This is a genomic window from Pistricoccus aurantiacus (assembly GCF_007954585.1).
GTDB lineage: Bacteria > Pseudomonadota > Gammaproteobacteria > Pseudomonadales > Halomonadaceae > Pistricoccus > Pistricoccus aurantiacus.
In genome coordinates this window covers 2540862-2554969 of the sequence record NZ_CP042382.1, presented here as the reverse complement: position 1 = coordinate 2554969, position 14108 = coordinate 2540862, and the positions used below count along the sequence as shown (strand labels likewise).

10 protein-coding genes are annotated in these 14108 nt (G+C 60.3%); 4 read left to right on the top strand and 6 right to left on the bottom strand.

The genetic code is table 11. The features are described 5' to 3' along the window. Positions 1-283: 283 nt before the first annotated feature. From rpsA to gyrA, 6 genes are all read right to left on the bottom strand, one after another. Positions 284-1963, bottom strand: a complete 1680-nt coding sequence (rpsA, locus tag FGL86_RS12020; protein ID WP_147184772.1) for a 30S ribosomal protein S1 — start codon at positions 1961-1963, stop codon at positions 284-286. Positions 1964-2158: 195 nt separating this feature from the next. Next, entirely contained in the window at positions 2159-2872 is a 714-nt protein-coding gene (gene cmk / locus FGL86_RS12015) for a (d)CMP kinase (protein WP_147184771.1), read from the bottom strand. Next, the gene (locus FGL86_RS12010) at positions 2869-5142 is read right to left on the bottom strand and encodes a bifunctional prephenate dehydrogenase/3-phosphoshikimate 1-carboxyvinyltransferase (protein WP_147184770.1); all 2274 of its coding nucleotides are present in this window, start codon (positions 5140-5142) and stop codon (positions 2869-2871) included. Before FGL86_RS12010 ends, cmk begins: the two co-directional genes overlap by 4 nt. A gap of 14 nt (positions 5143-5156) precedes the next feature. Next, complete coding sequence (gene pheA, locus FGL86_RS12005; RefSeq protein ID WP_147184769.1) at positions 5157-6257, bottom strand: prephenate dehydratase; 1101 nt, start codon at positions 6255-6257, stop codon at positions 5157-5159. Beyond that, complete coding sequence (gene serC, locus FGL86_RS12000; protein WP_147184768.1) at positions 6254-7342, bottom strand: 3-phosphoserine/phosphohydroxythreonine transaminase; 1089 nt, start codon at positions 7340-7342, stop codon at positions 6254-6256. Before serC ends, pheA begins: the two co-directional genes overlap by 4 nt. Before the next feature lies 1 nt (position 7343). Beyond that, positions 7344-10058, bottom strand: a complete 2715-nt coding sequence (gene gyrA / locus FGL86_RS11995) for a DNA gyrase subunit A (RefSeq protein WP_147184767.1) — start codon at positions 10056-10058, stop codon at positions 7344-7346. Positions 10059-10235: 177 nt separating this feature from the next. Here gyrA and FGL86_RS11990 point away from each other — a divergent pair, with 177 nt between their 5' ends. The 4 genes from FGL86_RS11990 to FGL86_RS11975 all read left to right on the top strand — a co-directional run bounded on the left by FGL86_RS11990 (position 10236) and on the right by FGL86_RS11975 (position 13992). Next, positions 10236-11192 (top strand): recombination-associated protein RdgC, encoded by a 957-nt coding sequence (locus FGL86_RS11990; RefSeq protein ID WP_147184766.1) that lies wholly within the window; start codon positions 10236-10238, stop codon positions 11190-11192. 46 nt (positions 11193-11238) lie between these two features. After that, on the top strand, positions 11239-12414 hold the full coding sequence (locus FGL86_RS11985; protein ID WP_147184765.1) for a 1-acyl-sn-glycerol-3-phosphate acyltransferase: 1176 nt from the start codon (positions 11239-11241) through the stop codon (positions 12412-12414). Positions 12415-12445: 31 nt separating this feature from the next. Next, positions 12446-13618, top strand: coding sequence for a cation diffusion facilitator family transporter (locus FGL86_RS11980; RefSeq protein WP_246131615.1), 1173 nt, complete (start codon positions 12446-12448; stop codon positions 13616-13618). A 92-nt stretch (positions 13619-13710) separates the two neighbouring features. Beyond that, positions 13711-13992, top strand: coding sequence for a hypothetical protein (locus tag FGL86_RS11975; RefSeq protein WP_147184763.1), 282 nt, complete (start codon positions 13711-13713; stop codon positions 13990-13992). Positions 13993-14108 lie beyond the last annotated feature (116 nt).

Genomic DNA, 14108 nt, shown 5'->3' with positions numbered 1-14108 from the left:
TACCGGGTTTGGCAAGCTTATTAGTTGCTAAATGTTTATCACCTGAATAGGCAAGGTTAATTTGATGAAATTGATTTTTAATTACAAGCCAAGTATGTGACACCCTTTCCAATAAGATGTTCACTACACGCATTCATGATACCAGCATCAAGTCGTTTCAAACGAGGCAGGTTATGTTTATTTGTACAGACACCGAAATTAAAGTCACTACCGACCAACAACAAAGACGCCGCCTTTATGGCGGCGTCTTTCATTCAAACCCCACTTGCTGAATCAAGCGGGACTAGTCTTGACCCATCTGCTGCTTGATCAAGTCGCCAATCGTTGTCGGACCACCAGTTTCAACTTCTTGCTGGTCACGCAGCTTGCTCATATTGCGGCGAGTATCGTCCTGATCCTTGGCCTTGACGGAAAGATTGATCGCGCGGTTCTTGCGATCCACTCCGACAATACGTGCTTCAACGCTATCGCCTTCGCTGAGGACGTTACGCGCATCTTCTACACGATCAGCGCTGATCTCGGAGGCCTTGAGAATGGCGACAACGTCGGTCGCCAGTTCAACCTTGGCTTCCTTGGCATCGACTTCGACTACACGGCCAGTCACCACGGAGCCTTTATCATTGACCGCCATGAACTCAGCGACCGGATCGGTATCGAGTTGCTTGATACCCAAGGAGATGCGCTCGCGCTCTGGATCGATGGAAAGAATGACCGCTTCCACCTCGTCACCCTTCTTGAACTGGCGCACTGCTTCTTCGCCGGTCTCGGTCCAGGAGATGTCGGAAAGGTGCACCAGGCCATCGATACCGCCATCCAGACCGATGAAGATACCAAAATCGGTGATGGACTTGATGCTGCCGGAAACCCGATCGCCCTTGTTATGACGCGCGCTGAAATCTTCCCAGGGATTGGTGGTGCACTGCTTGATGCCCAGGGAGATACGACGACGCTCCTCGTCGATATCCAGAACCATGACTTCCACCTCGTCGCCGACCTGAACGACCTTGGACGGGTGAATATTCTTGTTGGTCCAGTCCATTTCGGAGACGTGGACCAGACCCTCGACCCCCTCTTCCAACTCGGCAAAGCAGCCGTAGTCGGTCAGATTGGTCACGCGAGCGTTGACCTTGGTGCCTTCCGGATAGCGTGCCTTGATGTTGACCCAAGGATCTTCGCCCAACTGCTTGAGACCCAGGGAAACCCGATTACGCTCGCGATCAAACTTCAGCACCTTGACATTGATCTCGTCGCCGACGGTGACGATCTCGGAGGGATGCTTGATACGCTTCCAGGCCATGTCGGTGATATGCAACAGGCCATCGACACCGCCCAGATCGACGAAGGCGCCGTAATCCGTGAGGTTCTTGACGATACCCTTGATCTGCTGACCTTCTTGAAGGGTAGCAAGCAGCGCTTCCCGCTCGGCGCTGTTTTCAGCTTCCAGCACTGCACGGCGAGAGACCACCACGTTGTTGCGCTTGGGGTCGAGCTTGATGACCTTGAAGTCCAGTTCCTTGTGCTCGAGATGCGTGGTATCACGTACCGGACGCACATCGACCAGAGAACCCGGCAGGAAGGCGCGAATGGAGGCCACGTCGACGGTGAAGCCGCCCTTGACCTTGCCGTTGATCACGCCCTTGACGATCTCGTCTTTCTCGAAAGCCGCTTCCAGTTCTTTCCAGGCTTCGGCACGCTTGGCCTTCTCACGAGACAGGCGGGTTTCACCGAAACCGTCTTCCACGGCTTCCAGCGCCACCTTGACTTCATCGCCGACGCCAATGGTCAATTCACCATTGTCATCACGAAACTGGGCGGCCGGAATCTGCCCTTCCGACTTCAGGCCCGCGTTGACGGTGATCCAATCACCCTCGATATCCACGACCGTCGCCATGACAATGGCGCCGGGTTCCATGTTGATGTCCTGAAGAGACTGTTCAAACAACTCAGCAAAGCTTTCGCTCATGATGTTCCTACGTGATCAACGTTTGATAGCGGCTTGACGCCTTCTCCGTGCCACCAGCGAGCACGGGCCTACTGCAATACCCTCGGGGACGTTGACGCTGGTTGGACCTGAACCGGCTTATCCGTTTACCTGCCGTGTTCATGTCATTACATCGAGCCGAGGATCCGTAGTGATTCAACCATGACGTTCATTACCTCAAGATTCGACGATGCCGATCCGAGCGAGACGTTGTATCAGTTGATCCACCACTTCGGAGATACTCAGATGCGTGGTATCCAACTCGACGGCATCCTGTGCCGGCACGAGAGGAGCCACGCTTCGCTGCATGTCGCGAGCGTCACGCAACTGAATCTCTTTCAAAAGACTCGGTAGACTAGCATTCTCGCCGGCTTGGCGCAACTGAAGGTAGCGCCGCCTGGCCCTTTCCTCAGCGGAAGCGGTGAGAAATATCTTCAGCGTCGCTTCGGGGAATACCACGGTGCCCATGTCTCGACCGTCCGCTACCAATCCCGGAGATTGACGGAAGTCACGTTGCCGCTGCAGCAACGCCTGACGAACCCGCGGCAAGGCCGCCACCTGTGATGCCCGATCACCGATCTGCTCGGTACGAATGGACTGGCTGACATCATGCCCTTCCATCAATATCCGCGCATCGCCGCCGTCACTCAGAAAACACACATCCAGATTCGCCGCGAGGGGCTCCAGAGCGTCTTCGTCATCGAGTACCACGTCATGCCAGGCGGCAGCTAGCGCCGTCAGTCGGTACAGCGCACCGCTATCGAGCAGGTGCCAGCCAAGGCGTTCTGCCACCAGACGGCTGATGGTACCCTTGCCAGCGCCGCCGGGACCGTCCACGGTCAGCACCGGCGACGATTCCGCCTTGCTGCGCGTTTGTCCTTCGTCGATCATGAACCCTCCCGAGTCTCCGTCTCGATCAGCATGCCCACCTGATTGGCCAGATCGACAAAGCCAGGGAAAGAGGTCGCCACGTTGGCGCAATTCTCGATCAGGATCGGCTCCCCGGCTCGCAGCCCGGCGATGCTGAAGGCCATGGCGATACGGTGGTCTCCCAGGCTATCGATTCGCCCGCCGCCATAATGTACCCGGCTGCCGTCGTCGTCCTTTTCGGCGCGGCCTTCGATATCGATCCCATCCTCACGCACGGTATTGGTCACGCCCAGTATATCCAGACCGCTCGCCATCGCCTGAATACGATCGGACTCCTTGACCCGCAGTTCCTCCGCGCCGCGCAGCCGAGTCGTGCCGCAAGCATTGGCGGCGGCGATGAACAGCGCAGGAAACTCATCGATGGCCAAGGGCACCTGATCCACGGGGATGTCGATACCGCGCAGCGGCGCATAGCGAATGCGAATGTCCGCCACCGGTTCGCCACCCACTTCTTGCTGACCGGAAAGCTCGAGATCCGCCCCCATCGCCCGGAGAATATTGAGGACGCCGATACGGGTCGGATTGATGCCGACGTGCTCCAGGATCAAGTCCGAGCCTGGAGTAATCGCCGCCGCCACTAGAAAGAACGCTGCAGAAGAAATATCCGCCGGCACATCGATCGGCCCCGCTTGCAGAGTGCCGCCGCCGGATAGAATCGCGGTATCTCCCTCCCGCCGGACTGGATAGCCGAAGCCGCTCAGCATGCGCTCGGTATGATCTCGAGTCGGCGCCGGTTCTCGTACGCGGGTTTCTCCCTTGGCATAAAGCCCTGCCAGCAGCAGACAGGACTTGACCTGGGCACTGGCCACCGGCATCTCATAGTCGATGCCCTTGAGCGCCTGGCCACCGCGAATCTTTAAAGGCGGCCGTCCTTCTGGTGCGGTGTCGATCTGGGCTCCCATCTGGCGCAGCGGTTCGGCGACACGATTCATCGGTCGCTTGGTCAAGGAAGCATCGCCGGTCAGCTCGCTGTCGAAGGCCTGACCAGACAGCAGCCCTGCGAACAGCCGCATGCCGGTACCGGAATTGCCCAGATAGATAGGCCCCGGCGGCGGCTTTAGCCCGTGAAGACCCACCCCGTGAATCGTCACTCGGCCCTGGCTTGGTCCTTCGATGGCTACCCCCATGTCGCGAAAGGCTTGCAGAGTCGCCAGGCTGTCTTCTCCCTCGAGAAAGCCGCTGACCTCCGTCACGCCTTCCGCCAAGGCCCCAAGCATGATCGAACGATGGGAAATGGACTTGTCCCCGGGGACGCGAATGCGCCGGGAAACGCTGCCCCCGGGGCTTACTCGAAAGCTTAATATCGTTTGCTGCATGATCTGATAACCCGCCTGATAGCTGCTTTGATTCAACAAGGTATCAAAATACCGCCGAGCGTGGCTGGCACGGTCGAAAATAGCCAGCATGCTGTCGCCGTCCGCCTGTTCCACCGCTTTGCGGAGCCCGGCGAGCCCTGCTTGAAAGTCGTCCAGCGCATCGAGCACCGCATCGCGATTGGCCAGAAAGATATCTCGCCACATCACCGGATCGCTGCCGGCAATGCGCGTGAAATCGCGAAACCCGCCGGCGGCGTAGCGAAAGATGTCCTGCCGCTGATGCTGACGCGCCAGGGTATCTACCAAGGAAAACGCCAGCAGGTGCGGTAGATGACTGGTGCGCGCCAGCACCTGATCATGGCGCTCCACCGTCATTTCCATCACTTCCGCACCGCAGGCTTGCCACAGCCGCCTCACCCGCGCCAGGGCATCCGGAGCGGTATCCTTCTCCGGGGTCAGGATCACCTTGTGCCGATCGAAGAGCCGGGGATTGGCTGCCGCCACGCCGCTCCTTTCCGAGCCGGCGATCGGGTGCCCCAGGACCAGGTTTGAGGGTATCTTGCCGAAGGCCTCGATGGTCGCCGCGCGAATGGAGGCTTTCGTACTGCCCACGTCGGTGATCACCAGACGCTCTCGATCCACCAGGCCTTTATCGAGCAGCCGCGCCAACTCTACCAACACCGTCTGCATGGAAAGCACCGGCACCGCCAGCAGAATCAGCGTCGTGCGGGGCAGCAGATTCACCATGCTGGTGTCGCCGGCATCGATGATGCCCTGACTCAAGGCCTGTTCGAGTTCTCGAGGATTCCGATCGCAGGCAACGATTTCTCCCGGGAAGCCCGTCTCCTTGAGGGCCGCGGCCAGAGAGCCACCGATCAAGCCCAGCCCGACAATCAGCAGGCGTGGCTCGTTCATGTCGGCCACGTCCTTCACAGTACCCCGACAGGATAGGAACCCAGCACCTTGAGCTCGGAAGCCCGCAGCCGCACTTCCTCGAGCATCGCCGCCACATGAGGGTCGTCTTGATGGCCGCGAAAATCGATGAAGAACACATAGTTCCATGCACCGCTGCGAGAAGGCCGGGTTTCCAGCCGGGTCAGGTCGATCTGATGGCGATGGAACGGCTCGAGTAGTGCATGCAAGGCACCTGGCTGGTTGCGCATGGCCACCACCACGGAGGTCTTGTCCTCACTGGAAGGCGGCACGTCATGGTTGCCAATGATCAGAAAGCGGGTGGAATTGTCCGGACGATCCTCGACTTTCTCGTAGATCTTTTCCAGATCATAGAGCTTGGCCGCCATGTCGCCGGCAATTGCCGCGCTATGCCACTCGGTCCTTACCAGCCGGGCAGCTTCCGCGTTGGAAGACACCGGTACCCGTTCCGCCTGAGGGTAGTGGGCATCCAGCCACTTGCGGCACTGAGCGAAGGACTGCGGATGAGAGTAGATGCGTGAGATCTTATCCCGACGAGTGGTGCTGGATACCAAAAGGTGCTGATGAATGCGAAGCACCACCTCGCCGCTGATGCGCATGGAGGAGTCCATGAAGGAATCCAGAGTATGGTTGATGACTCCTTCCGTGGAGTTCTCCACCGGCACCACGCCGTAATGCACCGCGCCGGCCTCCACCTCGCGAAAGACCTCGTCGATGGCCGCCATGGGCAGGCTGATGGCGCTTTCGCCAAAGTGCTTGAGGGCCGCCTGCTGGGTAAAAGTTCCCTCCGGGCCAAGATAGGCGACCTTGATCGGCTGCTCCAGGGCCAGACAGGCGGACATGATCTCGCGAAACAGCCGCGCCATTTCCTCGTCGTCAAGCGGGCCGTCGTTGAGCGCCATGATCCGGCGCAGCACTTCCGCCTCCCTCTCAGGGCGATAGAACTGGGTTTGTGGATCAACACAGGTCTTGATGCTGGCAACCTGCTGCGCGTACTGCGCTCGCCGACTGATCAACTGCAGCAGTTCGCTATCGAGAGCATCGATCTGCTTTCTTAGCGCATCCAGATCCTGATCTTCGCCAACCCCATCGCTCATGCGTTTTTCCTCTCGAATTCCCTCATGAACCCAATCAATGCTTCCACGCCCTCTTCCGGTACCGCGTTATACAAGCTGGCGCGCATGCCGCCGACGCTGCGATGCCCCTTCAGATTGAGCAGTCCCGCCTGTTCTGCCTGCTCGAGAAAACCGGCATTGAGCCGTTCTTCCGCCAGCACGAAGGGCACGTTCATCCAGGAGCGGTTGACCGGATCGATCGGATTGGAATAAAGCTGGCTCTCGTCGATGGCGCGATAGAGCTTTTGCGCCTTGCGCCTGTTGATGTCAGCCATTGCAGCCAGCCCACCAACCTCGTTCTTCAACCACTGGAACACCAGCCCCGCCAGGTACCAGGCGTAGGTCGGTGGCGTATTGACCATGGAACCCGCCTCGCTCATCGCCTGGTAACTGAACAGGCTGGGCATGTCCGCCCGGCCGCGTTCCAGCAGGTCGTCCCGCAGGATCACCACGGTCAGCCCCGCCGGGCCGATATTCTTCTGCGCCCCGGCATAGATCACGCCGAAGCGGGAAACGTCCAAGGGCCGGGAAAGAATCGACGAGGAAAGATCACAGACCAGCGGCACGTCTTCGGGCAGTTCGGGAATATAGTCGAATTCCAGCCCGCCGATGGTCTCGTTGCCGGTGTAGTGCAGATAAGCGGCATCGTCGGATAGCGCGATAGCCTCCGGGCGTGGCACCGCGGAGAGACCATTGTCTCGACTGGATGCGGCAATATGCGCGGAAAATAGCCGCTTCGCCTCATCGATGGCCTTCTTGCTCCAGATGCCCGTATCGATATAGTTCGGCGTGCCGCCTTGGCCCAGCAGATTGTAGGGCAGCATGGCGAACTGCAGCGTTGCGCCCCCCTGCAGGAACAGCACCCGATAGTTGTCCGGTATCGCCAGCAGATCGCGAAGATCCCGCTCCGCCCGCTCGGCGATCTCATTGAACTCCGCGCTGCGGTGGCTCATCTCCATCACGGAAAGGCCGCGCCCTCGATAGTCGAGCAGCTCATCCCGGGCACGCTCCAGCACCGCCACGGGCAGGGCGGCGGGGCCAGCGCAGAAATTATAATGGCGTGTCATGTCAGGCATCATCCTCCGACGAGTCGTCTCGAGGCTGATCGTTCGGCTGATTCTCTTCCGCTGCCGGTTCACCCTCGAGGGCATCTTCCGGCACGCCTTCCTCTTCCGCAGGCTCGTCGATACGTACGGTCTTGACCAGGGTTTCCTCCTTGCCAAGACGAATCAGCATGACGCCCTGGGTGTTGCGGGAAGTGATGGAAACTTCCTCGACCCGAGTGCGCACCAGGGTGCCGCGATCGGTGATCAGCATCATCTCGTCGCTGGAATACACCTGCATCGCCGCCACCAGGTTGCCGTTGCGGGCGCTGGTCTGCATGGCGATCACCCCCTGACCGCCACGCCCGCGCAGCGGGAACTCCTCCAGCCGAGTACGCTTGCCGTAACCGTTTTCGGAGGCGGTGAGAATATAGATCTGGCCGCCGTTGCCGTTTTCCATCACGAGAGTTTCATCGCTTTCTTCATCCGCATCCGCTGCCGCGTCGATCTGCTGGCTTTGCGGAATGATCAGGCTGATCACCTCCGCATCGCCCTGCAGGCGCATGCCGCGAACGCCGCGAGCGGTACGCCCCATGGCACGCACCTGGGTTTCCTCGAAGCGAATCGCCTTGCCGTTGGAAGACAACAGCATGGCGTGGTCCTGACCGCTGGTGATGGCGGCGCCGATCAACCTGTCCCCTTCCTCGATGTCGATGGCGATCAGGCCGACGCTGCGCGGCCGGGAGAACTGATCCAGCGAGGTGCGCTTGATGGTGCCCTTGGCGGTAGCGAAGAAGATGAAGCTGTCCTCGCGGTATTCCCGCACCGGCAGCATGGCGCTGATCGACTCGTTTTCATCCAGGGGCAGCAGGTTGACCAGCGGCCGTCCTCGAGAGCCACGGCTGGCCACGGGCATCTCGTAGACCTTGAGCCAGTAGACCTTGCCCTTGTTGGAGAACAGCAGCATGGTGTCGTGGGTCGAGGCGACGATCAGATGCTCGATCACGTCCTCGTCCTTCATGGCAGTGGCGGACTTGCCCCGCCCGCCACGCCGCTGGGCCTGATAGTCGGAAAGCGGCTGGGTCTTGGCGTAGCCGCTGCGGGAAATGGTCACCACCATATCCTCTTCGGCGATCAGATCCTCCATGGAAAGATCCAGATGGCTGGCCTGAATCTCCGTGCGACGGGGATCGTCGTACTGATCGCGAATCGCGATCAGCTCTTCGCGGATCACCTCCAGCAGCCGATCGCTTGACGCAAGGATTTCCATGTACTCGGCGATCTTCTCGAGAATCGCCAGGTACTCATCCAGCAGCTTCTCGGTTTCCAGGCCGGTCAAGCGGTGCAGGCGCAGCTCGAGAATCGCCTGAGCCTGGGCCGGGGAAAGCCGATACTGAGTGGCGCTCTGGTTCAGCCCGTAGCCCTCTTCCAGATCCTCCGGCTTGCAGGAGGTCGCCCCGGCGCGTTCCAGCATGCCGGTGACCTGTCCCGGCTGCCAGCTGGCGGCCAGCAGCTTGTCCTTGGCCTCCGCGGCGTTGGGAGAGGCCTTGATCAGGGCAATGACCTCGTCGATACTGGAAATCGCCACCGCCAGACCTTCGAGGATATGGCCGCGCTCCCGGGCCTTGCGCAGCTCATAAAGGGTGCGCCGGGTCACCACCTCGCGACGATGACGCACGAAGGCCTCGAGAATCTCCTTCAGGTTGAGCAGCTTCGGCTGGCCGTCTTCCAGAGCCACCATGTTGATGCCGAACACGGTCTGCAGCTGGGTGTGAGCGAACAGGTTGTTGATCACCACCTCGCCACTTTCACCGCGCTTGACCTCGATGACCACCCGCAGGCCTTCCTTGTCGGATTCATCCCGCAGCTCGGCAATGCCCTCGATGCGCTTTTCCTTGACCAGCTCGGCGATCTTCTCGATCAGCCGCGCCTTGTTCACCTGATAAGGCAGCTCGTTGATGATGATATGGTCGCGGCCGGTCTTCTCGTTGTGTTCGATCTCGTGGCAGGCCCGCACATAGATGCGCCCGCGTCCGGTGCGATAGGCCTGCAGAATGCCCGCGCGGCCGTTGATGATGGCTCCGGTGGGAAAGTCCGGCCCGGGCACGTGTTCCATCAGCTGATCGATGGTCAGGGTGTAATCGTCGATCAATGCCAGGCAGGCGTTGATGATCTCCCCCATATTATGCGGGGGAATATTGGTGGCCATGCCCACGGCAATGCCGGAGGAGCCGTTGATCAGCAGGTTCGGCACCTTGGTGGGCAGCACCTCGGGAATGCGTTCGGTGCCGTCGTAGTTGTCGACCCAGTCGACGGTATCCTTGCCCAGATCCGCCAGCAGCTCGTGGGAAAGCCTGGCCATGCGTACCTCGGTGTAGCGCATGGCGGCGGCATTGTCGCCGTCGATGGAACCGAAGTTGCCCTGGCCGTCCACCAGCACGTGGCGCATGGAAAAATGCTGAGCCATGCGCACGATGGTGTCGTAGACCGCGCTGTCCCCGTGAGGGTGATACTTACCGATCACGTCGCCGACCACACGGGCGGACTTCTTGTATGCCTTGTTCCAGTCGTTACCGAGTTCGTGCATGGCGAACAGCACCCGCCGATGCACAGGCTTCAAACCATCGCGCACATCCGGCAGGGCCCGGCCGATGATCACGCTCATGGCGTAATCGAGGTACGACTGCTTGAGTTCGTCCTCGATGTTGACTGGCAAAATCTCTCTGGCGATGTCACCCATGGGTCGTCAAATCCTTTCACTCAACTGAGAAGCGTCGCCTTGCATTGCTAAGTAACGACAGCCCGGGATTATACCACCCCGGCGAGGCTAAACGTAGGGCGGAGCGCCGCCTTGCACCGCTGGTACCCGGCGCTTGCTTTGTCCATAATGGGCATCCTTTTTATTCCGGGACTCGCCATGTGGTTCAAGCACTTGCACCTGTATCGCCTGCACGAAACGCCGCGCATCGCGCTGGAAGACCTCGAGGAAGCCGCGGCGGAACACGCCCTGCGTCCCTTGGGCGGCAGCGAAGCCACTCGGCTCGGCTGGTGCCCGCCCGGCGGGCGAAAAAGCACGAGCCTGGTGCACGAACTCCAGGGCCACCGACTGCTTTCCGCGCTGCGTCAGGAGCGCATCCTGCCCACCAGTGTGATTCGCGAGGAACTCGATGAGCGGGTGGCGGATCAGGAAGCTGCCCAGGGCTTTCCGGTGCCGCGCCGGGAAAAGCAGGCGCTGAAAGAGCAGATCTACGAAGAGCTGCTGCCCCGAGCCTTCGTGCGCAGCCGGAAAATCGATCTGTGGTGGGACACGAGCCGCGACTTGATCGCCGTCAACGCCTCGAGCCGTGCCCGGGCCGAAGACGTGCTCGATCTGCTGCGCCAGACCCTGGGCAGCCTCAAGGTGACGCCCCTGGCAACCCGTACGCCGCCCCTGCGCGCCATGACCGAATGGCTGCATGCCCCGGACGCCCTGCCCGGCGCCTTGATCCTCGGCGATCAGGTAGAACTCAAGGCCAAGGGTGACGACGGCGTACTGCGCGCCCGCCAGGTGGATCTCGCCAGCGACGAGATTCACCGGCTGCTTGAAAATGGCCGCCAGGCCACCCGGCTGGGGCTTGAGATCGAGGATCGACTCAGCCTGGTGCTGCAGGAGGATCTCGCTCTGAAATCCCTGCGTTTCGCGGACGCGCTGCTCGACGAAGCCAGCCAACAAAGCGACGTGGACGACGCCCTGGTTCGCCTGGAAACGGACTTCCTGCTGATGGCCCAGACCCTGGCGGAGATCATCGAGCAGCTGATCGAATGGCTGGGCGGTGAGGCACGGGCCGTATCCGAGCCCGCTGAGGCTGATCTTTCCTCCGCGGCAATCGCGTGATATCTCATAATAAAATGTACCCAACAACAAAGCCCATGAGAGTGCCGTGACCGAAAGCGCCCTGAACGTCAGCCTAGACTCCACCGACGATCGCTTCGCCAACATTCGCCCTTATCGCGACGAGGAAGTCAGACCCGTGCTCGACCGCCTGGCCAAGGATCCGGAGCTGCTGGATGCGCTGACCGCCTACAAATTGCCAAGACTCGCGCGTTTTCTCCCCAGGCTGGCTCATACCATCGCCACCCTCGCCATTCGACGGGAGATGCGCGGGGTAAATTCCGTCGGGGATTTTCAGCAGCGCATCGAAAGCTACATGCTGCGCATGATTCGGACCAGCACCGACGGCTTCGGGATCATCGGACTGGACAAGCTTGATCCGGATACCGCTTACCTGTTCATCAGCAACCATCGAGATATTGCCCTGGACCCGGCTTTCGTCAATCTCGCCCTTTATCAAGCCGGGCGTAACACGGTACGCATCGCCATCGGCGACAACCTGCTACAGAAGCCCTACGTCAGCGATCTGATGCGGCTCAACAAGAGTTTCATCGTGCCCCGCTCCGCCAAGGGCAAGCGCGCCATGCTGGCCGCCTACCAGACCCTTTCCGGCTATATTCGTCACTCCATCGTCGAAGATAATCATTCCGTGTGGCTCGCCCAGCGGGAAGGCCGCGCCAAGGACGGCATCGACCGCACCGACCCGACCATCCTCAAGATGCTGACCATGGCCCGCCGCCAGACGGACAAGCTGGCGAGTCTCGGGGATGCTATTCGCGAGCTGCGTCTGGTGCCAGTATCCATCAGCTACGAATACGACCCCTGCGATATCCAGAAAGCAAAGGAACTGCACGCCGTTCATGCACAAGGCAACTACCGCAAACTGGAGTTCGAGGATATTCGCTCCATCGTCGCCGGTATCACCGGAGAAAAAGGCCACATCCAGCTGCATGTAGGTACGCCTCTGAACGCGGAGTTCGAGGATTACGATGCGGTGGCAGATGAGATCGATCGCCAGATCCTGGCGGGCTACCGGCTGTTCCCCAGTCATCAGCTTGCCCTGGAAGCCAGCGGTCGCGCGCCGGAACTGGTGGATCTGAGCCATGTCGAAACAGCGGATCGTCAGCGCTTCGAGCAGCGCCTCGCCCAGGTGCCGGAACAGCTCAGGGACTGGTGGCTGGCGCAATACGCCAACCCGGCGCTCAACAAGGCAGGACGTTTGTAAGCCGAGTATGGATTCTCCCGTCGAAGCTCCCATGGATAGAACCGCACAGCGCCGCCAAGCTCAGCGGGTCACGCTGATCGGGGCCGCCCTGGATACCCTGCTGGGTATCGCCAAGGTGGCGGTGGGCATGATGGTGGGCTCCGCGGCGCTGATCGCCGACGGTATTCACTCCTTTTCCGACCTGGTCACGGATGGTTTCGTACTCGCCGCCACCCATTTCGGCCAGCAGGCTCCGGACAGCGATCACCCCTACGGCCATGGGCGCATCGAAACCCTGGCCACCCTGTGGCTAGGCGGCATTCTGATCTTCGTTGCCGGAGGTATTGCCTGGGCCAGCGTGGCGCGGCTGGTGGCCGGCACTCCTATCGGCGCCCCTGGGCTCTTGGCGATCGCCCTGGCGGTGGTGGCGCTGTTCGGCAAGGAATGGTGCTTTCGCTATACTTTGACGGCGGCCCGGCGACTCAAGTCGCGGCTACTGGAAGCCAATGCCTGGCACTCTCGCTCCGATGCGCTTTCCACCCTGGTGGTGTTGATCGGGCTGATCGGCGCCCAGTTCGGCGCGGGCTGGCTGGATGCGGTAGCAGCCATTCTGGTGGCGGTGCTGGTGGGCAAGATCGGCGGCGAGCTGCTCTGGGAGGCCGGTCAGGAGCTGGTGGACACCGCGCTTTCCGACGATATTCAGCAGCACATGCGCAAGGTGGCTCTTCACGTTCCCGGCGTACGCGGCGTGCATGATGTGCGCACCCGTACCATCGGCGGCCAGGTACTGCTTGATCTGCACCTGGTGGTGGCGCCTCGCATCAGCGTCTCCGAGGGCCATGAGATTGGCAACGAGGTCAGTCGCCGCCTGCGTAACGCCTTCCCGGATTTGGCGGATGTCACCTTTCATATCGATCCGGAAGACGACGAGGGCCAGGGCGATCCCAGCCGCTTCCCGGGTCTTCCTCTGCGAGACACGGTGGAACGGGAGCTGATGTCGGCCTGGGCGGGGCAGCCGGAGTGGGAAAACCACCTGCATCTCAATCTGCACTATCTGGACCAGCGCATCGATATCACGCTTTATCTCCCCGGCATCCCCGCGGAGTGCTCAGCGGAGCGATCTATCGCTACCCTGCAGCGACGCGCCGCTCACTTGCCTTGGCTCGGACAGATCAGCCTTTGGCAAGCACCGCAGAAACCAACCTGCTACCCAGATAGCGATTGATCCATTATCGTGATAGCCATACAGCAGCCAATGAACGATATTTCTTGTCAAGTCGCAATCAAGTGAAAGTTAGTCAGTGAAAGGAGCAGCTCATGTCCGGCTCAGAAATGCAGAAAACTCGCGTCATCAATGAATTGCGCAGTTTCATCAAGAAGCTGCTGCAGGATCCACAGATTCTCGAACAGTCTCTGGTCGTAGCGCGAAAGCACCTGCCAGAAAGCAGCGGCCCCGCGGTGATGGCCACCATCGCCAACGAAATCTCCGACACCACCAGCGTACATATTCCGGAGGACCCGTCGGAGCATTCCGAAGCGGACAAGCTCTATCTCGAGTTGCTAAAGGAAGTCGTGCTGGAGGAACAGGCCCTTTACTGACCCTCAATTTCTCAAACCCACCTTCTCTATTTCAGAACCTGTTCATGATCACGCGCAGCAAATCGTGAGCAGGTTCTAAAGACATCGCAACCCAGGCCGATACAAGTCAATACCCC

Coding starts and splice junctions, on each gene's coding strand:
- pheA (WP_147184769.1), bottom strand. CDS start 6,257: ATGAGCGATGGGGTTGGCGAAGATCAGGATCTGGATGCGCTAAGAAAG.
- FGL86_RS11975 (WP_147184763.1), top strand. CDS start 13,711: ATGTCCGGCTCAGAAATGCAGAAAACTCGCGTCATCAATGAATTGCGC.
- gyrA (WP_147184767.1), bottom strand. CDS start 10,058: ATGGGTGACATCGCCAGAGAGATTTTGCCAGTCAACATCGAGGACGAA.
- FGL86_RS11990 (WP_147184766.1), top strand. CDS start 10,236: ATGTGGTTCAAGCACTTGCACCTGTATCGCCTGCACGAAACGCCGCGC.
- FGL86_RS12010 (WP_147184770.1), bottom strand. CDS start 5,142: ATGAACGAGCCACGCCTGCTGATTGTCGGGCTGGGCTTGATCGGTGGC.
- rpsA (WP_147184772.1), bottom strand. CDS start 1,963: ATGAGCGAAAGCTTTGCTGAGTTGTTTGAACAGTCTCTTCAGGACATC.
- serC (WP_147184768.1), bottom strand. CDS start 7,342: ATGACACGCCATTATAATTTCTGCGCTGGCCCCGCCGCCCTGCCCGTG.
- cmk (WP_147184771.1), bottom strand. CDS start 2,872: ATGATCGACGAAGGACAAACGCGCAGCAAGGCGGAATCGTCGCCGGTG.
- FGL86_RS11980 (WP_246131615.1), top strand. CDS start 12,446: ATGGATAGAACCGCACAGCGCCGCCAAGCTCAGCGGGTCACGCTGATC.